Below are 26,033 nucleotides of genomic sequence, written 5' to 3' on the forward strand. Positions count from 1 at the left end.
AGACCCGGTGGTGCGCCCCGCCGGATGCGGGCACACCACCGGGCGGCTCCCCGGGCGAACCGGTCGTCGGGCGGGCGGACCGGCCATGGCGTCGGACGGGCTGACCGGCCATGGCGTCAGACGGGCAGACCGGCCACGACGATCTTCGTCGATCCTCCGTCCGTGAGGTCCATCGCGTAGAACGCCACCTGACCGCGGTTGTTGATGGCGATCCCCTCCAAGGGGGCCCAGTGGGAGCGGTCGACCATCGCGCCCAGGTCGTACATGCGGCCCTCGGGGTCCCACACCACGGCCGTGGTGGAGTCCGGCTCGACCTCCGCGGTGCCGGTGATCCAGCCCGCGTCGTTCACCTCCAGCGCATGGGCGTCGTACCCGAAGTCGGGCAGGCGGGTCATCGTGCCGCCCGGCTTCAGGACGAACGCGTCGTCGCCGCTGGTGCCGACGATCGTCCCGGTGGCGTTGACGGACAGGGCGTAGCTGTCGGTCATGCCCGGCAGGACGCCCAGGTCGGTGATGGTTCCGTCGGCGTCCCACCGGACGGCGCGCCGCGCGCCGTCCTTGGCGGAGTGGCCGACCACCACACCGGCGCCGTTGAGCGCGAGCGGCTCGGTCTGCGTGCGGCTGTCGGTCAGGTGCGGCAGCCTGCGGAAGCCGTCCTGCGCCGTCCACACGAACGGGTCGTTCACCTGGAGGCTGCGGCCGGTCGCCGGGTCCTTCAGGTAGCCGGTGGCGTTGCCGACCACCGACCCCGCGTCGTTGACGGCGTAGGCCCGGTCGAAGCTGTACGCCTCCCAGTCCGGCAGGGGCATGGTCGTGAGCTTCCCGTCCGGCGACCAGACGGCTCCCCGGGTGCCGTCCGGGAGGGTCAGCTGACCGACGGCGTAATCACCCGACGGGCTCTGCGCCAGGACATGGCCGTCATGGGCGTCCGCCTGTTCGAGGAGCGTGATTCCGCTCTCCGGGTCCCAGCGGATCGGCCGGCTTCTGCCGGACACCTGCTGAGAACCCGCCACCCGGCCTGCGTCGTCCAGGCTCAAGCCGATCGCCGGACCGAACGAACCGGTGACCTCGGCCTGCGGCTGGGTCACCTTACCCAGCAGCACGTCGGCGCTGCCCAGCGTGGTGCCCTCGTCCGTGGCCAGCGAGAACCGGCCGACCAGGCGCTTCCCGGCCGGCGGAACCACGTCCGGGACCAGCCGGCCGGCGACCTTCGTCGACTGGCCGGAGCGCAGGTGCACCGGTCCGCCGTCCACCGTCACCGAGCCGAGCGACGCGGAGAACATGGTGTCCTGGATGTCGAAGGTGGTGCTGCCGGAGGGTACGTCGGTACCCGCGATGTAGAGCAGGTAGAACCCCGGCTTCGGGGCGTCGATCGTCAGGGACTCGCGCGCACCGCCGTTGGCCGACGAGGCCACGACCGCGCCGGACTGGGTGAGCAGGTACAGGTCCAGGTCGGCGTCCGGGTCGGAGGCGTTGCCCATCGACACCTCCAGGCGGGTCGCGTCGCGCGGCACCGTCAGGGTCTTGCCGGTCATCTGCTGGTCACCGAGGGTCGGGGTCGCCTCGGACAGCGCCCCGAGGGAACCGCCGACGGGGTGCGCGGTCGCCGGGGCGAACCGGTTGACGACGGTGAAGGACTTCTCCGCGGGGGCGTGCAGCGCGGCCTCGGCGATCACGGACGACGGAGCGTCGAACCCGGCGCCGAGCACGGTGGCGGCCAGCCGGAACGGGTTCTCCAGGACCGGCGAGGTCCGCCGTGCGTCCACCTCGAACTCCCACACCCCGGCCATCGGGTGCTCATAGACCCGTGAGGCCGGGGCGCAGTCTCCGGCGTCCGAGTAGTTCGTGTAGCAGCGGGCCGCGGCCGTGTCCTCCGCGGGCATGCCCTGCGGGTCGATCGCGAGGAACCGGGTCTGGCTCCCGTCGGCGATCCCGCTCAGGTCGGCCTTGAGCGAGGCCGCCCCCTCGGGCACGGACACGAACACCGACCGGGTCGCGTTGCGGTCGACGGCCCCCCGGTCCGACAGCGCGTACGACGGCTTGGCGGGCTCGGCCGCGACGACGACGGTGACCGGTACGAGCCGGTCGACACCGGGCGTGGCCGGGTCGTCCACGCGCAGCAGCGCCGAGTGCGCTCCCACCGACCGGGCGTGCGCGCGGACGGTGACGACGGACGCGCGGCCCTCGGTCAGCCGGACCGAGCGCGGGGCGTCGAACGTACCGTCGTTGCCCACCCACGACAGCGTCGCCGCACCGCTCCCGGAGCCGGTACGGGTCAGCCGGATCTCGTAGTCGCGGGGACGGCCGAGGGTCTGGCCGCCGTCGCCGGGGGCACACCGGTTGTACACACCGGAGCCGGACTTCGGGGTGGCCAGCCGCGAGGCGAGCACCCCGCACACCGGAGCCTCGACGGCGTAGGAGGTCGGCCGGACCTTCTTCGCCAGCAGCTTCCAGGCGTCCGGCACCGAGATCAGGCCGGCGCCCTGCGCGTACGCGGGCGTGTCGTCCAGGAAGCGGGCCGAGCCGGTCAGCGCGGTACGCAGTGCCTCGGGCGTCACCTTCACACCGGAGCCGTACGCGGCCGAGAGCAGCAGCGCGGCGGCGCCCGCGGCCTGCGGCGAGGACATGGACGTGCCGTTGTACATGGCGTACCCGGCGGGGAGCGCGTAACCGGTCTGCGGGACGCTCTCCCCGGGCATCCAGGTCGGTACGGACGACACGGCCGCGCCCGGTGCGACGATCTCGGGCTTCATCCCGCCGTCCTCGCGCGGACCGCGCGCCGAGAACGGGAACAGGCCCTGGCGCGCCGACACACGCGAGCCGTAATCGGCCCACCAGGTGTCCTTGCTGACCGAGGCACCCACCGCTATCACCCGGTCGGCGACGGACGGGTCGGAGACCGTGTTCATGCCCGGGCCGTCGTTCCCCGCCGACGAGACGATCTCCACCCCGTACTCGTCGATCAGCCGGTTGTACAGCACGGCACGGACGTTGGTCCCGTCGTTGAGCGCGGGCAGCCCGCCGATCGACAGGTTGACCACGTCGGCCCCCTTGTCGACGACGACGTCGATCATGCCTTCGGCGAGCGCGTACGACGTACAGCCGGAGGCGAACAGGCAGACGCGTTCCGAGACGACCTGCGCCCCCGGTGCCGCGCCGTCCATCCGCCCGCCGAACAGGCCGTTGCCCGTGGCGATCCCGGCGACATGGGTGCCGTGCGCACCGGAGACGATGCCGATGTTCACGAAGTCGGCGGTCTTGCCGGTGCTCGTGCCGCCGCGCGCCGACAGGTCGACGTCGTCGCGGTGCTCGACCGTGAAGGGCATCGACTCGTTCACCGCGGTGGCGGGGTCGTCGGTCCCGAAGGCGGCCCACTTCCCGCTCTCCGCGTACGGTTCGACGACGTCGTCGGCGCCGAAGACGTGGTCGAGGCCGGCGTCCACCCACACGGTGTGGTCCGACTCGCGGTACAGGACGCCGAAGGAGTCCTTGGTGTCGCCGTCACGGTTGACGTCCCCGGCGAGCTCGCTGCCCCAGGTCTTCGACTCGTCGAACACCGCGAACTCGTAGGTTCCGTCCGGGGCCTTCCAGTCGACTCCGCCGTACCGGAAGCCTCCGTCCACGGCGGTGACCTTGAGCCGCATCTCCAGCCACGTCGGGTCGCCGTCGCCGACCGGGTCGGTCGCCGTCACCCAGTCCTTGATCTTCGGCGCGCCCGTGGTGGTGGTCCGCAGCGCCGGATGGGAGGCGTCCACACCGGTGTCGAGGATGCCGACGGTCACGCCCCGGCCGTCCCACGCGGGGTGGGCCGCCGTGAAGTCCGTGGCTCCGGTCTCCCCGGTCGGCAGGTAGGGGTTGTCGGCGGGGGTGAGCCGGCCCGGTGCGGCGGGACCGCTGCCGGAAGCCGCTCCCCGGGCGGCCTCGGCGTCCCCGGCGCCGACCGGCGAGGGGTCGGGAAGCTCGAAGGTCTCGCTGAGGTCGACGGCGCGGACGGAGGAGAGCGCGGTCAGCCGGTCCACTTCGTCGGTGGGTACGGTGGCGCGCACGTAACCGAGACCGTCGTCGAACATGCCTGTATGGCCGCCGAGTTCGGTGACCTTCGCGCGGAGCTTCGCGGTGTCGCCCTCGTCCGTGGCGAGCAGGACGGTGACGGTCTTCCGCTTCTTGCTTTCGGCTGTCTGGAGCAACGACCGGTCGTGCGCGCCCAGTTTGTCGTCCCCGGACCGGGGCGCCTCCTTGGCGGTGTGGGGCACGGCAGCGCCCAGCGGCTGCGGCACTTCGGCGGCCCGGGCCGGCAGCGTCGAGAGTCCGAGCAGCGAACCGGTCAGGCCTGCGGCGAGGGCGGCCGCGGTGAGCCGGCGTCTGCGCCGGGGGACGGTCGGTGGCATGTTTTCCCCTTCGGTGGACGGGAGTTCAGGCCACGTATACCGATCCCGCGTTGCCGCGAGCGTCGCGAGCCGCTGGCGGGACTGCGACACGGCGTGAAGACGACACGCACCAACCGCGATTGGCGGAGCGGGCGTCGAACGCATCGGGTGAGGGCGTCGAACACCACGAGTGAGCTGGCGTTTTGACGACACGTCGTAATCCCGCCACCTTCCGCGCTTCCGTGCCGGTCAGCCGTACGCCCATGCTCGGACGACTGCCGGCGTCCCACGGCAGGGCACCCGACGGCACGATCCGTCCGGAGAGGAGCAGGAACATGACACACGTACCCAGACGCGCACGCCTCGCCGCGGTCGCCGCTGCCACGGTGCTCACCACCCTGACCGCCATGGTCACGGCGCAGGCCGCGACAACCGCCCCGAAGGCCACGGTGAGCGCGGGCGACGTACTCACGGGCCTGGACGAGCAGGAGATCCAGGCACTGCACCGGATGGCCTCGCTGGACATCGGCGGCCTGCACGTCACCGACAAGACGGCCCTCGGTTCCAGCGAACCCGTCGACGTCATCGTGCAGTTGCGTACGCCGCCCGCCGAAACGGCCCGCCTGCTCGCCGCCGCCGACGGCCGCACGCTCAGCGACGCGGACGCCCGCGGCGCCGTCGGCAAGGCGCACGACACCTTCCGCGCCACCCTCGACACCATGTTCTCCGACGCGGTGGCCGACGCATCGGACCCGGCGGGCCGGAGCGCCGGCAAGGGCGCCGTCGCCGCGCGGGTGCAGCGCAGTTACACCCGGAGCTTCGACGGCGTCAGCCTGACCCTGCCGGGCGACCGCGTCGCCGACCTGCTCGACCACGACGAGGTCGCGGCGGTCTGGCCGGACACCGAGGTCAAGGCGCTCACCGAGGGCGCGGCCACCGGCGCCCCCGCCGCCGACCCGGCACCGGACGCGCCGGAACCGGCGGACGGCGTGGACCGCCTCCACTCCGAAGGCGTCACCGGCAAGGGCGTGAAGATCGGCGTCATCGACACCGGGATCGACTACCACCACCCCGATCTGAAGGCGGTCTACGCCGGCGGCTATGACTTCGTCGACGGCGACGACGACCCGATGGAGACCACGTACGCCGACTGGAAGGCCTCCGGCCAGGCGGAGACGAACGCCGGATCGACGTACTACACCGAGCACGGCACCCACGTCGCCGGCATCATCGCCGGACAGGGCGACCCCGCCGAGGCACGCGCCGCGCACGGTGTGGCGCCCGGCGCCGAGATCCACGCGTACCGCGTGCTCGGCCCCTACGGCACCGGCAACACCAGCGACATCCTCGCGGCGATGGACAGGGCCGCGTCCGACGGCATGGACGTGGTCAACATGTCGCTCGGCGCGGCGATCAACGACCCGCTGAGCCCGCAGGCCGTCGCCGCCGACAACCTCGTCCTCGCCGGGGTCACCACCGTCATCGCCGCCGGCAACAGCGGTCCGGCGGCCGGCACGCTCGGGACGCCGGGCGCGGCGGCCCTGCCGCTGACCGTCGGCGCCCACGACGAGCCGCTGACCCTGCCCGCCTACACGGTGAGCACGGGCGGGACCACGGCCGGGGTCCGGCTGCTGGCCCAGCCCTACGGCGACGCCCTCGAACGGCTGGCCGACCAGCCCCGTCCCGTGGCGGACGTCGGCACCGGCACGGCGGCCGGCTACACCGGCAAGGACGTCACGGGCAAGGCCGTCCTGGTGAAACGCGGTGCGATCAGCCTCGACGAGAAGGTGCGGCGCGCGCGGAGCATGGGCGCCGCGGCCGTTCTCCTCGTCAACGACAACGCCGACGAGGGACACATCCCGTTCTACATAGGTGAGGCGGCTTCCTACGTCCCGGCGTTCTCGGTGACCGCCGCCGACGGAGCGGCCCTGGCCGCCGCGGGCCCCGGCGCCGAGGTGTCCTTCGCGGCCGCGGGCACCTTCCGCCTCGGCGGCGGAGGCCTGGCCGACTTCAGCTCGCGCGGCCCCGTCTACGGCACCGGGGACATCAAGCCCGAGGTCACCGCGCCGGGCGTGAGCGTCCTGTCCTCCGTGCCCGCCGACATCGTCGACCCGGCCGGCGGCGACTACACGTACGCCTACGCCCGCCTCAGCGGCACCTCGATGGCGAGCCCCTACGTCGCCGGAACCGCCGCTCTCCTCCTCCAGCACGACCCGAGCCTCACCCCCGACGACGTCAAGACGGCCCTGATGAACACCGCGGCCCCGATGCCCGGCGACGTCAGCGTCTTCGAGGCCGGCGCCGGCGCTGTCGACCCGTACGCCGCGGTGCACACCACCGCGGCGCTCCAGGTCGAGGGCGACACCCCCTACCTGACGCTCGAAGGCGCGGAGACCCAGCTCGGCCACCGCACCGGCGCCCTGAACCTCGGCGTCCTGCCGCTCGGCCGCAGGACCGACGCCGGGCACACGCTGCGCCTGGTCAACGACGCCGCCCGCCCCGGCACTTACCGGGTGAGCACCGTATTCACCCGAGGCTCCGGAACGTCCCAGGACGCGGCCGCCGCCCACGTCACGCTCAGCGCCGACGACACGGTGAACGTCGGCGCCCGCGGCAAGGCCACCGTACGCACCACGCTGCACGTCCCCGCCGACGCGCCCGCCGGGTACTACGAGGGCTACCTCACCCTGACGCCCACGCGCGGGACGCGGACGCACAGTCTGCGCGTCCCGTTCGGCATGCGGCTCGCGAAGTCCGGGTTCGAGGAGGTCGACATGACCAAGTCGGTCCTCTCGACCGGGCAGAACTCACCGGACGGCGCCGTCGGCGGCGGCGCGGCCACCTTCAACCTGAAGATGGCCGGACAGCTCCGCAGCATCGACATCTTCCTCACCGACAAGCGGGGCAAGGACATCGGCTACGTCGGCGGCATCAACACCGTCGGACTGACCGAGGGCGTCCTCTACGGCCCCGCCACCGTCGGTGCCTGGTACTTCCCGCTGACCGGCGACAAGGCGACCCCGATCGACCCGCGGGGCCGCTGGATGAAGGACGGCGCCTACAAGCTGCGGATCGTCGGCACCGGCGCCGACGGCGGCACCGACACCGAACTGCGCGACGTCTACGTCGACTCCACCGTGCCCACCTACGACGACGCGTACGGCACGTGGAACCCGGCCCACCCCACCGTCGTCGAACACCCGGCGGCCGACACGTCGTTCCCCGTCCCCGGCAAGCTCGTCGACGGCCAGACGGCAGCGATCCGCGCCTCCGGACTCGACATCGGGCAGGACGACAACGTCCTCTACTACTCCTACGCCAACTACAACGCGCCCACCGGACACACCGGAGTCGGCGCGGACGGCACCGTCGACGCCCGGCTCCCGTACAGCGCCGGCCCGCCCACCGCGATGTTCAAGCTGTGGCCCACCGACGCGGCGGGCAACATCGGCGACGTCCGCGTCCTGAACACCATCAAGGAGGGCGTGCCCTACGTCGTCGGCGACGCCAGCGCGGCATCCGCCCGAGCGGGCGACAAGGTCACGTACACGCTCACCGCGCACGACCTGAAGCACTGGAAGAGCTTCTCCACGCAGATCCGCTACCACGCGGGCAACCTGAAACTGCTCGCCGTCGAGCCGACCGGCGAACTCGCAGCCCACGGACCGTCGGACATCCGCACCACGGCCGACGTCTCGGCCGGCGCGTCCTCGTACCGCACCGTGGCCTTCGACGTCGCCGACCCCGAGGGCCTGGACGCGGACTCCATGCCGCTGCTCAAGGTCACCTACGAGGTCACCGGCAACACCTGGACGACCTCGGCGAGCCTGAACACCGGCACCACCTCCGCCACGGACACCTCGGGCACCAAGGTGTCGCTGAACATCCTGTTCTACGGCTCCGTGCGGATGCTGAACCCCACGTCCACCTTCAACGCACGCTCCGCCGCGGAGGCCCTGCTCACCAAGAACTACGCGTACGACAGCGGCCGCGACTACAGCGCCGACGGCTTCCGGGCGACGCTCACGGCGCCGGACGGCACCCGGCGCACCCTGAACGCCGACGCCGCCGCCCGGATGTCCGCCTCCGGGCTCGAACCGGCGGGCGCGCCCTACCGGTTCGAGGTCTCCGTGCCCGGCCACTTCACCTGGTACGAGGACGTCGATCTGGCCGCGCACGGCGACTTCGGCACGGCCGGCACGAGCGCCGCGTCCGACGCCACCCTCGTCGCGGGCGACGTCAACGGCGACGACGTCATCGACGTCCGTGACGCCGCCGCCGTGTACGCGGCCCGCGGCACCGCCGAACGGTCCGCCGACATCGACCACGACGGCACGGTCGACGCGCGGGACATGGGCTGGGTCGTCCAGAACTACCTGGCGCAGAACAGCACCGCGGACCACTGGACCGACCCGGTGAAGCGGCTGCACGGCCGGACCCTGGAGTACTACGTGGACCGGATGTGACCGCCGGCGGGAGCGCCGGGGGCGCTCCCGCCGTCACACCCAGTTGTTGCGCATCGCGTACCAGCCCAGCTGCACACGCGAGGAGACGGCGGCCGCGTCCATCAGGGCACGCACCCGCCGCTGGATCGTCCGCGGCGACGCGCCCAGTTGATGGGCCGTCGCCGTGTCCGTCAGCCCGGAGAGCATCAGCTGGAGAATTCTGCGGTCCGTGGGGCTGAGGTCGCCGTCCTCACGCAGATAGGGACGCGAGCGCCGCCAGACCGACTCGAAGAGTTCGGTGGCCAGCAGCACCAGGGGCGGCCGCAGTTCCAGCGAACGCCCTTGGTCGAGCTGGACCATCGCCGTCTCCCCGTCCGCGACGACCAGCTTGAGCAGGGGCTGGTCCACCACCCGCACCTCGTTGCCCGCCGACACACGTTCGTCGAGCGCGCGGACGGCCGCCGGCTCGGACAGGAACGCCCGGTCGACGACCACACGGTAGGAGACATCGGGGTTTCCGTCCTTGCGCGCCGGTTCCCCGGCGGGCTCCCGGGCCGGCTGGGGCGGGTCCTCCCCGGCCGTGTCCGGCCGGCCGTCGTCGTCCGGACGCCCGTCGTCGTCGGGCAGTGTCGTCGGGACGGGAGCGACCGTGTTGGCGCCCGACTGGAAGACCAGCAGCGACGTACGCGCCCCGTACTCCAGCTCCAGCAACCGGCGGGCCTGCGCCTCGCGGCCCTCCCACGCCACCACGAACTCCTCCGTCGCGCCTCCGCCCGGCCGCCAGGCCGCGAGGAGCTGGGTCAGCGCGGCGTCCGCGTCGCGCAGCTCCGCCCGGAGACCGGCGAACCGGGAGCGCAGGGAATCAGCCTCCCGCGCCGTGTCGACGGCGCGTTCCGAGGCGGCCGAGGCCGGGGCGAGCGGCTGTCGGGATGATGTTCCAAGATCGGACGACATGGCACCAGTGTCGTCACACCACGACCCGCTGTCACTTCACCCTCTGTCGTCACCAGGCTGACGCGACGGCCCGCGCCGTGCTCCACCGACTGTCGGAAACACGTCATGGCGACGGCCCGCCACCGCCATCTTCCCTACAGGGCAACCGTGTTGGCCAGTCTGTTCTTCCAAGCGACGCATCACCTCCCGTCCCTCTGGAGAACACCTGTGAGACGCAGAAATACCCCTGTGCGGCAAACGGCCCTCGGGCTTTTGTCCGTTGCCCTGCTGGCCGTGGGCACCCACGCCGCGTCCGCCGCCGAACCGGCTCACCCCGGTACGCCCTTGGCCGCCGACGCGGCAGCAGCCACCCGGACCGTCACGCTCGTCACCGGCGACGTGGTCGACGCCCGACTCGACGCACACGGCCGTGTCCTCTCGGCGGCGCCGCGCACCGCCGACGCCACCGACCATCCCGCCGCCACCTGGCAGGACGGCAAGAGCACCTACGTGTTCCCGCAGGGCGTCGAGGAACTGGTGGACGCGGGACTGGTCGACCCCGCGCTCTTCGACATCGGCAAGCTCATCGCCGACGGATACGACGACGCCCACTCCGAGACCGTCCCCGTCGTCGTCGAGTACGAAGGCGGGCGCGCGCCCCGCAGTTCCGTCCCGGGCGTCCGGACCACCGCCGGCCTGGACTCGATCGGCGGCGCCGGACTCACCGTCGACAAGAAGTCCGCCCGCGCCGCCTGGCCGGGCCTCGCACCGAAGTCCGCCGACGGACGGTCCCGGGCCGCCACCGGCGGTGTGCACAAGATCTGGCTCGACGCCAAGGTGCACGGCAGCGCGGTCACCGGCCTCGGCAGCCCGACCGTGCCGCTCACCGGGGCGACAGCCGCCCGTCGCGCCGGACTCGACGGCACCGGCGTCAAGGTCGCCGTCCTCGACACCGGCGTCGACGCCGCCCACCCCGACCTCGCCGGACGCATCGCCGAGACCAAGGTCTTCGTCACCGGCGCGGACGCGCAGGACCGTACCGGACACGGCACCCACACCGCCTCGACCATCGCGGGCACCGGGGCCGCCTCGCACGGAAAGTACGCAGGCATGGCGCCCGGAGCGGAGCTGCTCGTCGGCAAGGTCCTCGGCGACGACGGCTCCGGCACCCTCAGCGGCATCGTCGCCGGCATGGAGTGGGCCGTGGCGGAAGGCGCCCAGGTCGTCTCCATGTCGCTGGGCGCCGACGGTTCGGCGGACTGCAGCGGCCCCGACGTCGACGCGGTGGAACGCCTCAGCGGCCAGGCCCTGTTCGTCATCGCCGCCGGCAACGCCTCGCTGCACGGCACCGTGTCGACCCCCGGCTGCGCCCCGAGCGCGCTGACCGTGGGCGCACTGGACCGGAAGGACCGGACGGCCTCCTTCTCCAGCCGCGGCCCGTCCGTGGACGGCAGGACCGCCAAGCCCGACATCGCCTCCCAGGGCGTCGAGGTCGTCGCCGCACGGGCGGGCGGGCGCGGAGACCTGGCGTACCAGGAGATGTCCGGCACCTCGATGGCGACCCCGCACGTGGCGGGAGGCGCCGCTCTGCTGTTCCAGCGGTATCCCGGCGCCACCCCGGCCCGGGTGAAGGCGCTGCTGACCTCGTCCGCCGCCGCCACCGGCGTGCCCGTCCTCGAACAGGGGGCGGGGCCGATGGACGTCGCCCGGGCGGTGACACAGCCCGTGGTCGCCGGACCTGCGCCCCTGCTGGGGGACTTCGCCTACCCGCAGTCCGGCCTGGCCCCCGTGGACGAGCCGGTCACCCTGACGAACGTCACCGGCAAGGACGTCGTCCTCGCCCTCACCGTCCAGGACGTACGCGGCGACGACGGTTCCCGGCTGTCGGGGTTCGCCTCGCCCGTCCGGCGTACGGTCACCGTGCCCGCGAACGGTTCCGCCGACGTCTCGCTCCGCATCGACCCCGGCGCGCGCCTCGACGCGGGCGACTACGGCACGGTCACGGGCCGTCTCGTCGCCGTGGGAGCGCACGGCGTCCGGGTCACCGTCCCGTTCGGCGCGCACATGGAGGAGCCCTCGGCCGACCTCACGGTCGAGGGTCTCGACCGGCACGGCGACCCGACGGTCACACCGTCCGCGTTCCAGTTGTTCGACGAACACCGGGACACGGCGAAGCGGTACACCCTCGGCTATCCGCAGCCGGGCAGCACCACGATCCGGGTGCCCCTGGGCGCGTACTCCCTGAGCGGCATGATCATGACGCGGGACGAGCCCGGCAACATCGGCAGCGTCGCCTCCGTCTCGCAGCTCTACGACCCGACCGTGACGGTCTCCGGCGACACCACGGTCACGCTGGACGCGCGCGACGCGGAGGAGATCTCCTGGAGCACCGACCGGCCCAGCCGGGCGAACGGCTTCGCGATGGGACTTGCCGTCGGCCTCGACGACAGCGGGCAGCTCAAGGCGGGCTACCTGACCTCGGTCCCCAGCTACGTGAAGGGCGTCTACGCGCAGCGGATCGGCCACGCGCCCGGTCTCACCTTCCTGGCCGCGGCGCGGCAGACCGCCCCGCAGGCAGCCTTCACCACCGGCGGCGGACGCACCCTCGACCCGCTGCCGGTCCAGAAGGCCACCGAGTTCGACGGCACGGGAACGGCCGAGGTCGTCCCCGTCGGCAAGGGCACGGACGCCAACTTCGCCGCCCACGACCTGACCGGGAAGATCGCCCTGGTGGACGCCGGTACCGGCGGCGGCAACGGCTATACCTGGACGACGGCCGCGGCCCGCGCCGGAGCGGCCGGAGTGCTCGCGGCGGTCCCCGACAGCCAGGGCCGCTTCCAGGTCACCGGATCGGAGGGCGTCCCGCAGGCCACCATCACCTGGGCCGACGCCCTCGCCATCAAGGCGGAGGCCGAGCAGGGAACGGCCACGGTCTCCTGGTCCGGCACCGCGACGGCGCGGAGCCCGTACGTCTACAACCTCGCCTCCACGTCGCAGGGTTCGATACGGCCGGGCAAGATCCGCGTCCACGACTCCGCACTCGCCCGGACCGACGCCCGGTACCACGTGCAGAGCGCCGCGGACACGACGTACTGGTCGGACGTGCAGGTGGGCCTGCCCGGCATGGGCTCGGTCTGGGCGGGCGGCACGACGCTGCCGCTGCACGCGCCGCAGCAGCGCACCGAGTTCTTCACCCCGTCCGGCGACGAGGGCCTGGCCTGGACGACCCTGATGCGCCGCGACCTCGGCCCGTACGCCAGCACCGGCTACGACGGCCCGCACACCGTCGGCCGGGGGCGGACCACCGCCCAGTGGTACAAGACGCCCTACGGCCCGGTCCGCAACACCTACGACCGGGCGCTCATGACCCGGAACAGTGACCGCCTCACCTTCGTCCTCGCGCCGTTCGGCGACGCGGGCGGGCACGACAACACCGGCGGCTACAGCGACTACGGCACCCGTCAACTTCTTGTGGACGGCCAGCCGCAGCCGATGACCGCGGGCATCTACACGCTCCCGCAGGGCAATGCCGAGGTGACGTTCCGGCAGACCTGGCGTCGCCCCGCCTCCGCGGCCGACCGCCTGGGACTCGCGTACGCCACGGAGTGGACGTTCCCGTCGAGCGCCGCCTCGCAGGGCGCACAGCGACTGCTGGTCCCGGTCGTGGACGTCCCGTCGGACCTGCGCAACACGCGGCCCGCGGGCGAGGCGACGACCGTCGGCCTCAGCGCCGTCCTCGACGGCGTGAGCGGCACGGTGCCGCTGGACGGCGTACGCCTGGAGTACGCGTACGGCACCGAGGCCACCGTGGACGCCGTCACGGACTGGCACCCGGCGGACGTCAAGCGCGCCCACGGGGCGTGGCAGGGCGAGATCCCGGCGGGGATACCCGCCGGCGCGTTCGTCCACCTGCGGGTGACCCTCGCGGACACGGAGGGCGCGACGGTGAGTCAGAGCACCGTCCGGGCGTACGAGGTGCGCTGAAAAAGGGCGTTGGCCCGGTCCGGCTCCGCACCCGCGGACGGCCGGACCGGGCCGGCGGTCCGGCCGCATGCGCGCCTCGCCCGGACCGCCCGGCGGCGGGGAGCGACGATGTCCGACTTCCGCCATGTCGGTAAGCCGACATGAACATTCGACGTCCGGGCGCTGTTCCGCCGGTTGAATCCGTCCATGAGATCGATAACCAGCCGCCGGTTCCTGCCGGCTGCCACCGCGCTGACCATGGCGCTCACCGGATGGACGGGGGTGTCGGCCGCGACGGCGGCCCCCGTCGCGGTCACCCCGGCGAGCAGCCTCCCGGGCAAGGCGTACGACATCACCCTGATCACGGGTGACGTCGTCCACTACACCGACCTGCCCGGCGCCCGGGACGTCGTGACCGTCGACCCCGCCGACGCGGACAGCGGCGTGCAGGTGGAGACCCGGGGCGACCACACCTACGTGGTGCCGACCCGGGCGATGCCGCTGCTGGCCGCGGACAAGCTGGACCCGCGCCTGTTCGACGTCACCGAGCTGGTCGCGATGGGATACGACGACGCCCGCCAGGACTCCGTACCGCTGATCGCGACGGCCTCGGAGCAGAGCCGTTCCGCACGGCCCCCGGCGGCGCCCGACGGCGCCACGAAGGTCCGCACGCTCACCTCGATCGACGCGTCCGCGCTGCGCACCGACAAGGACGAAGCCCGCACCTTCTGGCGCGACATCGCCCCCGGCACGTCTCCGCGCACACTGGACGACGGCATCGGCAAGCTGTGGCTCGACGCGCGGGTCGAAGCCTCGCTCGCCGACGACACCGCACAGATCAAGGCGAACGACGCCTGGCAGCAGGGCTACGACGGGCAGGGAGTGAAGGTCGCGGTGCTCGACACCGGCGCCGACCTCGACCACCCCGACCTCGTGGGCCGGATCGAGGAGTCCAAGAGCTTCGTCGCCGGTGAGGCCGTGGACGACGGCCACGGCCACGGAACCCATGTCGCGTCCACCATCGCGGGTACCGGCGCCGCCTCCGACGGCAAGGAGAGGGGCGCGGCGCCGGGCGCACGCCTGCTCGTCGGCAAGGTGCTCGGCAACTCGGGCTCGGGCAATGACTCCGACGCGATCGCGGGCATGGAGTGGGCCAAGGAGCGGGGCGCCGACATCGTGTCGATGAGCCTGGGCTCCAGCGACCCGTCCGACGGCGACGACCCCATGTCGCAGGCGGTCGACGCGCTGTCGGCCGACGGCGGTCCGCTGTACGTGATCGCCGCGGGCAACGCCTACGACCCGGGCACCATCGGCGCACCGGGGGCCGCGGCCGCCGCGCTCACCGTCGCCGCCGTCGACGGGAACGACGAGCGGGCCGACTTCTCCAGCCAGGGCCCGCTCTCCGTCAGCCACGCGCTGAAGCCGGACGTCTCGGCGCCAGGCGTGGACGTCACCGCCGCCGCCTCCCAGTCGGTGCCCGGCTGGACCGGCGGCCTGTACCGGACCATGAGCGGTACGTCGATGGCCACCCCGCTGGTCTCCGGCGTCGCCGCGATCCTGAAGCAGCGTCACCCGGACTGGAGCGGTGAGCGCATCAAGAACGCGCTGATGACCACCTCCGCCCGCACCCGGCCGACACCGTACGAGGCGGGCACCGGCCGGGTCGACGCGGCCGCCGCCGTGGACGCCACGGTCGAGGCGACCGGTTCGGTGGCGGCCGCCGCCTACGACTGGCCGAACGCCGACGCGAAGCAGGCCGTCCGTACGATCACCTACCGCAACGACGGCGACACCGACGTCACGCTCGACCTCACCACGGGCACCGACGACGACGCCTACACCCTGTCGGCCCCGCGGGTGGTGGTCGCGGCGAACGGCACCGCCGAGGTCACCCTCACGCTCGACCCGTCGAAGGCCGCCGCGGGCACCACCTTCTCCGGCCAGGTCGCCGCCACCGACGCCGCCACCGGCGCCGTGGTCGCGCACACCGGCTTCGCTCTGTTCAAGGAGCGGGAGATGTACGACTACACGATCAAGGTGAGCGACCGCGAAGGGAATCCGGTCAGGGACAACGTCGCCCTCTACGACCCCACCTCGACGGAGCCCGCGTACCTCGACGTCTCCGGCGAGCGGACGCTGCGTCTCCCGCCGGGCCGCTACTCCGTCTCGTCGTACGCGGACATCCCCGGCGACGACCCCGACTCCCTCGGCAAGGCGTTGCTGCTGGCACCCGAGGTCCAGCTCGACGCGGCACACCCGCGGGCGACATCCACCCTCGACGCGAGCACGGCGCGCAAGGCGTACGCGCTCCCGCAGCGGGAGAGCGAGACCACCACGGCGGTCTTCGGCCTCTCGCGGGACTACGCCGATCCGGCGGACCACGACTGGTCCAGCTCGATGATGCTGCCGGCCGCGTACGACTCCGTCTATCTGACGCCGACGGAGAAGGTCACCAACGGTTCGCAGGACGCCTTCCTGCACTGGCGGATGCGGCAGAAGACGCTCGACGCGCGCACCGGGAGCGGACAGGACGTCACCCTGACCGCCCAGCCGAACACCTCCCTCCACGACGGCACCACAACCCTGCGGACCGTGTACGCGGGCCGGGGCGCGACAGCCGACTACGCCGGGCTCGACGTCCGCGGCAAAGCCGTGGTGATCGACCGCAGCGACGCGGTCACGGCGAGCACGCGAGCCCAGGCCGCGGCCGACGCCGGAGCGGCGATGCTGCTCGTCGTCAACGACGCGCCGGGGAAGCTGTACCAGAGCTACAGCGGCGGCGGTGACGTCACCGTCGCCTCCGTGGGGCACGCGGCGGGCGCCCGGCTGATCGCCGAGGCACGGTCGGGACGCGGCACACTGAAGGTGACGCAGCAGCAGTACCCCGACTACACCTACGACATGGTGCAGAAGTTCGACGGCCGCATCTCGGCGAAGGCGCTCCGCTACGAGCCCCGCGACAAGGACCTCGCCCGGGTGGAGAGCAGCTTCTACGCGGCACCGGGCACCCCCGGCTTCGGCGGACGCTACTTCGTCCCGACGTGGGGCCCCGCCCTGGGCGGAGACTCGTACGAGCGCTACGGCCGTACCGTCACCGAGTACGTCACTCCGGAGACGGATGAGCTCGGTACCTGGTGGGAACAGCACGAGGGCCTCGGCGCCGCGGCCGGCTACCGCGAAAGCGGCTACTCGGCCCCCTACGCGCCAGGGCGTTCCTACGACGGGGCATGGTTCAAGCCGGTCCAGGCGCCCCGGCCCGGCCGGGACTTCGCCACCTACTTCACCAGCTCCAACACGCTCCAGTGGAACATCCCGATGCTCTCGGGCGGCGACGACGGACACACCGGGTTCGGCGGAACCGCCAGGACCGCACTGCTGCGCGGCGACACCCAGGTGGCGGCGTCCAACTCCCGCTCGGGCAGGGCGTACAACCTGACCCGGGGCGCGTACCGGCTGGTGGCGACCGGGGCACGCACCGGCTCGGCCTGGACCACCTCGACAGCCACGAACACCACGTGGGGATTCGACTACCAGCCGCTGCCCGCAGCCCCGGCGGCACGCGCGAACCTGCCCCTGCTCGACCTCGGCTACGACGTCGACACCGACCTGCAGGGCTCGGCGCGGGCCGGCAAGAAGCTCGACATCGGCCTGCACGCGGCCACGTTCCCCGGTGACGTGACGGCGGACGCCGCAACCCTCCAGGTGTCCTACGACGACGGAGCGACCTGGCAGGACGCGAAGCTGAAGCGGGCCGGCGACGGACGCTGGACGACGACGCTGAGCACGCCGCGCCACGCCGGGTCGGTGTCCCTGCGCGCCGGTGCCACCGCGCCGGGCGGGCTCTCGGTCCAGCAGGACGTCATCAGGGCGCTCACTCTGCGCTGACCGGGAGGACGCCGACAGAGGAAGAGAATGACGGGGGCCAGGTGTGACAGAGACGCGGGTGGCTCGGCACGCCGGACCGCCCCGCCTCCGTCACACCCAGCCCCTGTCCCTGGCGTGCCAGCCCAGCTGGAGACGCGTGGTCGCGTCGGCCCTCGTCATGAGCGCCTGGAGCCTGCGCTGCACCGTCCGCACCGACATTCCCAGCTGACCGGCGACGGCCGTGTCCGTGAGGCCCGCGAAGAGCAGCCGCAGGATGTGCGCGTCGACGGAGTCGATGTCCGCGTGCGGCACCTCTCCGTAGGGACGGGCACGCTCCCACACCTGGTCGAACAGCTCCCGGGCCACGTGCGCGAGTCCACCGCGCAGCACGACGGCCGGGTCGACACCGGCATCCCTTCCGCGCAGCGGCAGCATCGCCACCGCCCGGTCGCAGAGGATCAGCTTGTAGGGGACCTCGGCGACAGTACGGACGTGGACGCCGTCGGCGAGGGACTGCGCCACGTGGACCGCCGCACCCTCCTCGCCCAGGAACCCCTGGTCGATGACGGCCCGCACCCGCACGTCGCGGGAGAGGGCCGTCACCTCCTGGCTGTCTGCCGGGACGACGGCCTCCGGCGCGCCCGCGGAGAAGATGTCGAGGGAACTGCGGGCGGAGAGCTGGAGCTGGAGGTAGCGGGCGCGGATCGCGGCGGTGCCCTCGACGATCTCCACGAGATCGCGCTGGGTCGGATCGGCCGTCGCCAGACGGTAGGTCTCCGCGAACCGTGCGACGGTGAGTTCGGCACGGTGAAGGCGTTCGCGCTGGGCCGCGAGTTCGGCGCCGAGCGCTACGGCGGGCGGAGCCGCCGTCCAGCGCGGGCCGTCGGCCGCCCGTACGACCAGCCCCCGGTCCACCAGGGTGCGCAGTGCGGCGCCGATCCGCCGCGTCGACAGCGCGACCGCGTCGGCCAGCTCTTCGTATCCCGACGAGGGACGCTCTATCAACACCTCGTAGACGGCGTTCTCGTCCGCTTCGAGTCCGAGATCCTCCAGGCCCATCGCAGCACCCGCCTCCGCTCTTCTTCCACGTGCCGAACCTCAGGAACCCAAGCGCCGCACGTCGCCGCGTGGGCCCCGTGACGGAGGCCGACGTCCCGGTAACCGCATCGGTACACGGGATCAGGAGCTCAGACGGCCCCTGCGCGCCGCTTGGATGCCCGCCTGGAAACGGGTCTCGGCGCTCAGACTCGCCATCAGGCGGCTGATCCTGCGACGCACCGTGTGCACATGCAGGTCCAGACGTCTGGCGATGGCCTCGTCCTTCAGCCCGGCGGCCAGCATCGTCAGCAGCTCAGCGTCCTCGTCGGTGACCGCGTCCGTGCCACCGGCCCCGATCGGCAGAGCGCGTTCCCAGATCTCCTCGAACAGGGGCACCAGGGCGTTGCTCAGGAGAGAGTCGGTGGCCACCACGGCCGCCTGGGAGGGGTCGGCGACATCGTTCGGGGGGAGGAGGGTGACCTGTCGGTCCACGGTGATGAGTTTGGTCGGCAGATCCGGCGCCACGCGTATCTCCACCCCCTGCTCCGCCAGTTCGCCCAGACCGCGAGCGCGCCCGGGGAATTCCAGGCCCGTGCGGTCCACCACCACACGCACCCGCACACCACGCCGGACGAGATCGCCGACCGCCAGCGGGGTCGGCACACCGTCCGGAGCGCTCCTGGCGTAGGGCGGCCGGTCGAGCAGGCTGACCTCGGTCTGTGCGGAGGTGAGAAGGGCGGTCACCCTTTCGGATATGGCCTGTTGGCCCCTCACCGTCTCGATGCCCGCGCCCCGGGGCGGCGCCGCCCGGCCCAGCACCTCGGCGGCCAGGCGGTCGACCGAAGCGGTGAGCACCTCCAGTTCCGAGGAGGCGTCTAGGAGTTGTGCGCGGCGCAGGTGGATCTGGTTGCGGATGGCGGTGGTGGGGTTGACCGCGACGGGAAGCAAGCCGTCGGCAGAGCTGGAGCGGACGAATCCGTAGATCTTCAACTGGGTCAAAGACACGTCGAGTCGACGCGACGTCATGTCGAGGCTCCGGGCGAGCTCCATCCGGTCCTCGTGCTGTGTTGTCCCCAGCAGCACCTCGTAGACGGCGAGTTCGTCGTCTCCGAGGCCCAGGGACCGCCACAGATCCCGTGTCTGCTCCATGCCTTGATCACATCCTGACTTCACCGGCCGCTCGTGAGCGGCCGCCGTGCTTGTCGTGCCGTCCGGCGCGGGGGCAGGCGCGGGCCGAGGGCTCCGCCACGCGGACCGGCGCCGCAGGGCCCGTAGGCAGAGCCCGGTGCGACGATCCGGGCCGATGCGCGGAGGTGCTCTCCCGGGAACGGCGACGGACCCCGGACGCTAGTCCGTCGCCGTTACTCGGGCATTACACGCCAACCCGGTTCCGGAGCAGGCAGGTTGGTTATGCGCCGGTTCGCCCGACAGCTCCGGCCACACATGTGGGCACGCACACAAGTGTGTACAGGGAACGCATTGTTCATCCTCCGTGCCGGTACTTGCATGGCCGCATCGGAAAGCGGTTCACACACTCGTGCCACTGGAGGGAAACACCGTGCGGAGCTCAGTACGCAGGAGAGCGGTCAGACCGACGAGAGCGCCCGGCAGCACAGGCGTCGGCCGGGGCACGGCGGCGCTTCTCGCCGCTGCCGGGCTGCTGGTGACCGGCATACCGGCCGCGGCCGCTGCCACCGCCGATGTCCCGGCCGCGGCGAGCGGGGTGACCTCCGGCGCCGACACCGACACGCCCGCCCTGGTCGCCGGCCTGCACGAGGAGGTCCCTGCCACCGGCAGCGCCGCCGACGCCGCGCGTACCCACCTCAAGGGGAAGCAGAGCCGCTACCACATAGCGGACACCTCCTCGAAGGACCTGTCGACCGTCAGCACGCAGAGCGAGGGCGGCCGGGAGACCGTACGCCTCCAGCAGAAGTACCAGGGTGTCCCGGTCCTGGGCGGCGAGTACGTCGTCCGTATGGAGAAGAAGAGCGGCAAGCGTGACGTCACCGGCACCTCGGGGAAGTACTTCACCGACCTGAAGCTCGACACCGTCGCCCCCAAGGTCTCGGAGCAGACCGCGATCGACCGTGCCGTCGGCGCCGTCGTCTCGCAGCTGGGCCAGGCACCGCTGAAGCGCACCGCGGCGGGGGAGGGGCCCGTCAAGGCCGGACTGAGCGGCACCACCGACGGCCTGACGATCCTCCCGCAGGGCACCGGCGTGCTGACCCGGCACGTCACCGTCACCGGCGTCAGCCCGGTCGACGGGCAGCCCGTGAAGCAGGAGGTGTACGTCGACGCGCACTCCGGCTTCCCGCTGCTGCAGTACAGCGGCATCAAGACGTTCGGCGCCACGGGTACCGGCACCGCCGCCACGGGGGCGACCGGCGAGGCACCCGAGGCGTCCACGGCAGCGGCCGACCAGCTCGTCGTCAAGGGTTCCGCCGTCCGCTACAACGGCGAGAAGACCGAGGTGAACCTGTACAAGGACACCAAGGGCATCTACCAGATGATCGACTACAGCAAGCGGGCCGCCGACTCCCCGTACGTGGGCCCCATGCTGGCGACCTACGACGCCCGAGGCCGCGAGGTCGCCTCCGCGTCCGGTGCCTGGCCCACCGGGATCAAGACCTTCCAGTCGACGACCCCCGAGCTCGGCGAGGACTTCACCAACTCCGGTGCGGTGGACGCCCACTGGGCGGCGGGCAAGGTCTACGACTACTACAAGAACCACTTCGGCCGGGACAGCCTCGACGGCAAGGACGGCTTCATCTACTCCCTGGTCGGCGTCGTCGCGAACGGCCAGCCGTACAACAACGCCTTCTGGGACGGCACCAAGATGGTGTACGGCCAGGGAGGCGGCGACTACCGCACCTTCTCCGCGGACACCGACGTCGTCGGCCACGAGATGACCCACGGCGTCGTCGAGAACACCGCGAACCTCGTCTACGCGGGCCAGTCCGGCGCCATGAACGAGGCCCTCGCCGACTACTTCGGCAACGCCATCGACCTGGAGGCGAACAACGTCTCCATGGACGACCCGGACGCCGGCCTCCTGGGCGAGGACCTCTGCACCACGCTCGGCCCGCGCGAGTGCGCCCTGCGTGACCTCAACGACGGCGCCACCACCTCGAAGGACTTCGTCGGCGTCACCTACCGCGGTGACAACGGCGGCGTGCACCTCAACTCCACCATCTTCTCCGGCGCCCTGTGGGACATGCGCCAGGACCTCGGCGGCGACCTCGCCGACAAGATCGTCTACCGCGCGCTGTCCGCGTACATGACGCCGCTCGACGGCTTCACCGAGGGCCGCGCCGCGGTCATCGCCGCCGCGCAGGAACTGGGTGTCACCAAGGCCCAGCTGAAGATCGTCAAGCGGTCCTTCGACGCGCACGGCATCGTGCCGGGCTGGGAGAAGGCGCTCGGTGTCGACACCGACACGATCCTGTCCAAGGTCAACGTCTACAACACGGGCGTCGGCGCCGGCGGCGGCAAGTACGCCGTCTCCCGCTCCAACGAGGACGGCAGCGAGCCGTACTCGGTGTGGGTGGGCAACACCTCAGGCCAGGGCACTCCGCAGCTGATGAGCGCCAACAACGGCGACTACAACGTCTACGCGGACACCGACGGCAAGACGGTGGTCTGGGCCGACTACAGCAGCAGCGGCATCAAGATCATGGCGCGGCCGGTCAAGGGCGGCGTCGCGAAGATGGTCGACGCCATCGGCAGCGACGTCTCCGGGCTCGTCGTGGACGGCGACTACGTCGCCTACACCGCGTTCAACCCGCAGTTCGGTGTCACGAACGTCCGGTACGTCAACATGAAGACCGGAGCGGCCGCCCTGGTCGACGGTGGCCGCCCCTACAACGTCTCGGGGCTGCCCTCCGTCGGGGACGGCAAGATCGCCTACGCGAGACTGGCCCCCGACGCGTACGGCAACTTCACGCTCGGTGTCGAGGTCCTCGACACGGCGACCGGCGCCAAGACGGAGATGCCCGTCGCCGACAGCGCCAACACGGTGAGCATCGGCCAGACGGCCATCACCGACGACGGCGTCTACTGGATCGAGGACAACGACGCCACCGACACCGGACAGGCCGCGGTGCGCCGCGCGGACCTCGACGGCTCGAACCCCGTCACCATCACCCCCGAAAGCGGCGACGACTCCCTGTACGCGTACACGCTGACCGCCTCGGACGACGCGGTCACCGTCACCACGCTGCCGCCGGCCACCACGTGGGCCAACGACACGCTGCCGAAGCTGTACCAGGCGGCCCCGGACGGCAAGGGCGGCGTGCAGCGCGTCTCCTGCAACCGCGGCGACCAGGCCTACGCCATCGCCGACGAGGGGCAGCGCGTCCTGTGGCTGGACGGCACCACCGGCTACACGAACCTCGTGAAGCGGGACCGTCCGGCGGGATCCTGCTGACCAGGACCCACTGACCGCACGACGGCCGGACCCGAGGGGGGTCCGGCCGTCGTGCGTGCCGGGGAGCCGCGCAGGAGAGATCCCGTGCGGCCGCTCGGCTCAGGCGTCGGCGAGCACCCGCGCCTCCGGGGCGAACGCGACGCCGAGCAGCGACTCCACCGGTGCGTACACCTCGGGCATGTACATCGTCGTGGAGAGGAGCAGGTTCGCGGCCGGGGCCACCAGGACGCTGACCTGCTCGCCGACCGCGACGTCGGCGGAGGCGAGCGGCTGCCCCGCCTCGTCGAACGTGGTGATCAGGTCCGGGAAGGAGGCCCGGCGGTCGCCGGCCAGGTCGAGCGCCATGTACTCGTTGACGAAGTGCAGCGTGGTGCCGTCGGCGTCGTCGAGGACGGCGACCCCGACGTCCAGGCCCTCACGCTGCTCGCAGCGGTACTCGCGCACACGGCCCTTCGCGACGATCTCGCCGCCGAGGTGCTGCGCGGCGCCGACCGGGCCGTCCGCCAGGAAACGGTGACCGAGCTCGATGGCGAAGCCGATGGCGCCGGGAGCGCCGTTCTTCACCGCGTAGCCGATGCCGACCGGGTTGCGGGCGACGCCCACCCAGCCGCCCGCCTCGACGGAGGCGCGCCGGACCACGTTCGAGGTGGCCTCCAGACGTCCGGAGACAGCGCCCTCGACATAGGCGTACGGCTTGCCGCCCGCGTACCCCTGGCTGGAGCGGTAGTCGTCCATCAGGTGCAGGCCCATCGCGCCCATCACGCTCGACGGGTGGGCACGGCCGTTGCAGGCCAGGTCGATGACGGGCAGGCCGGTCATCGCCGAGTGGAACCAGCCGTTGATCGTGGTCTCGGCGCCGTTCTCGTTGGTGTGGATCGCGACGAGCTCGCCCGGCAGGTCGCGGCGGAGCAGCTCCAGCGCGCGCAGCAGGTGGGTCGGCAGCACCTGCGGGTCGGGCGCGGCGGGGGCGCCGACGAGGGCGACGGTCGCGGTCAGGTCCTCGGCCCGGAACTCGTCGGCGGTCCACAGCTCGGGCGTGCCCACCTGGAGGGCCAGCTCGGCGGTGCGCAGGCCCCGCTCGACGAACCCGCCGCCGCCTCCGCCCAGTACGGCACCGCCGTACACGGCCGCGCGGATGTCGTCGTGGGTCAGCTGTCGCTTCACGGGGTCTCCCAGGGTGGTTCTGTGCGGTACGTACGAAAGGACGAGTGGGTGTCCGGTTACTTGGCGGCCTTGAACAGGCCGTTGCCGAACGAGTAGAGGGCGTCACCTGCGATGGCTCCGCCGGCGAAGACGTCGAGGTCCTCCTTGGCCTTCGGCCCGAGCACGCGCGGGGCGAGGATCCGGACCGCGATGCCGGCGGCGACCATCCAGCCGGCCATCGGCGTGGTGATCAGGAGGCCCGTCGCGAGCAGGATGCCGAGCTGGCGCTTGGACCCGCCGACGAGCTGCACGAGCGCGCCGGGGATCGCCCACAGGGCGAGGTGCTTGGCGGTCTCCACCGACGGGCCCGCCTTGATCGCCGCGACGTACGCGGCGTCGATCGGGGCGGTCTGCCCGTTGTCGAAGAACATCCGGTAGGAGACGACGACGACCACGATGGCGACGCCGAAGCCGATCATCGCGGCGATCAGCTGCTGGCGGCGGCCCTCCAGCTCGAAGGCCGGGTCGGCGTTCTCACCGCGCAGCAGGTGGCCCGCCTTGAGGTCGTACCCCATGTCGGCGAAGGCCGGACCGGTCGCGGCGGTGAAGCCGGACAGAACGACGAGCGCCTCGGGCGGGAAGCCGATGAGGATGCCCAGCAGCAGCGTGATCAGGGCGATCGCGAAGGCGGGGAACCAGCCGGAGTGCATGGAGGCGATTCCGACGAGCAGTTCGTGCAGGAACGCGGCGACCGTGGCGTAGAAGAGGAAGCCGATCAGCATGCCCGGGCTCATGTGCGTGGCGGCACCCGTGCCGAACGCCAGCAGGACGGAGATCACCAGGTAGGCGCCGAAGCCCAGGCGCATCGAGCGGCCCAGGCGCTTCGCGCCGTCCGTGGTGTCCTCCGGAGCGTCGGCCGTCGCGGCCGCGCGGGCGGTCCGGGACTCGTCCGCCGCGCTCCGGCGGGTCTTGACGATGGTGCGGCCGACCTGGACCAGGGCGACCAGACCGGCGCCGATCATCATCCCGTGCGGCAGATACATCGCGTTGAGGTCGAGGCCGAACAGCGGGTCGGCGTACTGGGTGAACAGCAGGCCGACACCGAAGGCGGCCATGGCGCCGAACCCGCCGATGAGCGCCACGCCGAAGGCCGACATGGGCAGCGCGAACGCGGCTCCGACCATCCCGGTGAGCAGCCCGAGGCCGAGCACCTTGGCGCGACGGCCGCCCTCGTCGCCCGCCTTGATGGCCTCGGCGGCGGCGATCCCGGGCGGCCAGGGGTTCTTGGCGGGGAAGGCGGGGGTGTCGTACATGCGGTAGAGCAGCCAGGCGTCGACCAGCATCGCGGCGGAGACCCCGATCAGCATCGGGACGATCATGTTGTCCATCCCGAAGAGGAACGGGATCCCGATCGGCAGGAAGAGGCTGTTCGCGGCGCCGAAGGTGGCCGAGGAGATGCTGGTCTGTGCCAGGTTCTGGGCGTGCACCGAGCGGAACCCACGGAACCAGACGAGCGGCACCCGGGCGAGCGTCATCGCGGCCAGCGCCCCGATCAGCGAGGTGCTGGGGGTGACGCCGAGCGTGGCGAGCAGCTGCACGCCCACGACGGCGCCGAACACGCTGAGCACCACGGTGAGGATCAGGTTGCCGGGCGCGAGGGCGCGCGGATGGCGTCGGGTCTCGCCGGCGCTGGGCGCATCACCCGAGGTGTGCGAAGTGTCCGTGACGGCCTGGGGAGCGGCGTCGGTACTCATGGTTCTCCCGTGCTCCTGATCGGGCGGCGGACTGTTTCGGCCACCGAAAGGTTCCATAATCTGGAACCAGGTCTTAATATGTAGATCTCTGGATCATCCA

Annotated in this window: 10 protein-coding genes; 4 read left to right on the plus strand and 6 right to left on the minus strand. The window is 72.1% G+C overall.

What is annotated here, in order from left to right; translation table 11 throughout:
- Window positions 1-116: 116 nt before the first annotated feature.
- Window positions 117-4,388, minus strand: coding sequence for a S8 family serine peptidase (locus tag OG599_RS33240; RefSeq protein ID WP_327179680.1), 4,272 nt, complete (start codon window positions 4,386-4,388; stop codon window positions 117-119).
- Between the two features lie 314 nt (window positions 4,389-4,702).
- On the opposite strand from OG599_RS33240, the gene OG599_RS33245 reads away from it, so the two are divergent.
- Window positions 4,703-8,833, plus strand: a complete 4,131-nt coding sequence (locus OG599_RS33245) for a S8 family serine peptidase (protein WP_327179681.1) — start codon at window positions 4,703-4,705, stop codon at window positions 8,831-8,833.
- A gap of 33 nt (window positions 8,834-8,866) precedes the next feature.
- Here OG599_RS33245 and OG599_RS33250 read toward each other — a convergent pair whose 3' ends face one another.
- Entirely contained in the window at window positions 8,867-9,766 is a 900-nt protein-coding gene (locus OG599_RS33250; protein ID WP_327179682.1) for a helix-turn-helix transcriptional regulator, read from the minus strand.
- A gap of 273 nt (window positions 9,767-10,039) precedes the next feature.
- On the opposite strand from OG599_RS33250, the gene OG599_RS33255 reads away from it, so the two are divergent.
- Window positions 10,040-13,729: a S8 family serine peptidase gene (locus OG599_RS33255; protein ID WP_327179683.1), complete on the plus strand. Its 3,690-nt coding sequence runs from the start codon at window positions 10,040-10,042 to the stop codon at window positions 13,727-13,729.
- Window positions 13,730-13,915: 186 nt separating this feature from the next.
- On the plus strand, window positions 13,916-17,593 hold the full coding sequence (locus OG599_RS33260; RefSeq protein WP_327179684.1) for a S8 family serine peptidase: 3,678 nt from the start codon (window positions 13,916-13,918) through the stop codon (window positions 17,591-17,593).
- Between the two features lie 90 nt (window positions 17,594-17,683).
- Here the strand turns inward: OG599_RS33260 and OG599_RS33265 are convergent, their stop codons facing one another.
- Complete coding sequence (locus OG599_RS33265; RefSeq protein WP_327179685.1) at window positions 17,684-18,631, minus strand: helix-turn-helix domain-containing protein; 948 nt, start codon at window positions 18,629-18,631, stop codon at window positions 17,684-17,686.
- Window positions 18,632-18,751: 120 nt separating this feature from the next.
- Window positions 18,752-19,759 carry a helix-turn-helix transcriptional regulator gene (locus tag OG599_RS33270; RefSeq protein ID WP_327179686.1) on the minus strand — a complete coding sequence of 336 codons (1,008 nt, stop codon included), beginning with the start codon at window positions 19,757-19,759 and terminating at the stop codon, window positions 18,752-18,754.
- A 409-nt stretch (window positions 19,760-20,168) separates the two neighbouring features.
- Here OG599_RS33270 and OG599_RS33275 point away from each other — a divergent pair, with 409 nt between their 5' ends.
- Entirely contained in the window at window positions 20,169-23,036 is a 2,868-nt protein-coding gene (locus tag OG599_RS33275; RefSeq protein ID WP_327179687.1) for a M4 family metallopeptidase, read from the plus strand.
- 99 nt (window positions 23,037-23,135) lie between these two features.
- Here the strand turns inward: OG599_RS33275 and OG599_RS33280 are convergent, their stop codons facing one another.
- A complete protein-coding gene (locus OG599_RS33280; RefSeq protein ID WP_327179688.1) occupies window positions 23,136-24,200 on the minus strand; it encodes an S-methyl thiohydantoin desulfurase domain-containing protein in 1,065 nt (354 codons plus the stop codon).
- Between the two features lie 56 nt (window positions 24,201-24,256).
- Window positions 24,257-25,933: an OPT/YSL family transporter gene (locus tag OG599_RS33285; RefSeq protein ID WP_327179689.1), complete on the minus strand. Its 1,677-nt coding sequence runs from the start codon at window positions 25,931-25,933 to the stop codon at window positions 24,257-24,259.
- Between the last annotated feature and the right edge of the window lie 100 nt (window positions 25,934-26,033).

The sequence above is a fragment of the Streptomyces sp. NBC_01335 genome (assembly GCF_035953295.1).
In the GTDB taxonomy this organism is placed as follows: domain Bacteria; phylum Actinomycetota; class Actinomycetes; order Streptomycetales; family Streptomycetaceae; genus Streptomyces.

Bases quoted from the DNA above. Each gene is read 5' to 3' on its own strand.
- OG599_RS33265 (WP_327179685.1), bottom strand. From the start codon at position 18,631: ATGGGCCTGGAGGATCTCGGACTCGAAGCGGACGAGAACGCCGTCTAC.
- OG599_RS33240 (WP_327179680.1), bottom strand. From the start codon at position 4,388: ATGCCACCGACCGTCCCCCGGCGCAGACGCCGGCTCACCGCGGCCGCC.
- OG599_RS33250 (WP_327179682.1), bottom strand. From the start codon at position 9,766: ATGTCGTCCGATCTTGGAACATCATCCCGACAGCCGCTCGCCCCGGCC.
- OG599_RS33285 (WP_327179689.1), bottom strand. From the start codon at position 25,933: ATGAGTACCGACGCCGCTCCCCAGGCCGTCACGGACACTTCGCACACC.
- OG599_RS33270 (WP_327179686.1), bottom strand. From the start codon at position 19,759: ATGGAGCAGACACGGGATCTGTGGCGGTCCCTGGGCCTCGGAGACGAC.
- OG599_RS33260 (WP_327179684.1), top strand. From the start codon at position 13,916: ATGAGATCGATAACCAGCCGCCGGTTCCTGCCGGCTGCCACCGCGCTG.
- OG599_RS33245 (WP_327179681.1), top strand. From the start codon at position 4,703: ATGACACACGTACCCAGACGCGCACGCCTCGCCGCGGTCGCCGCTGCC.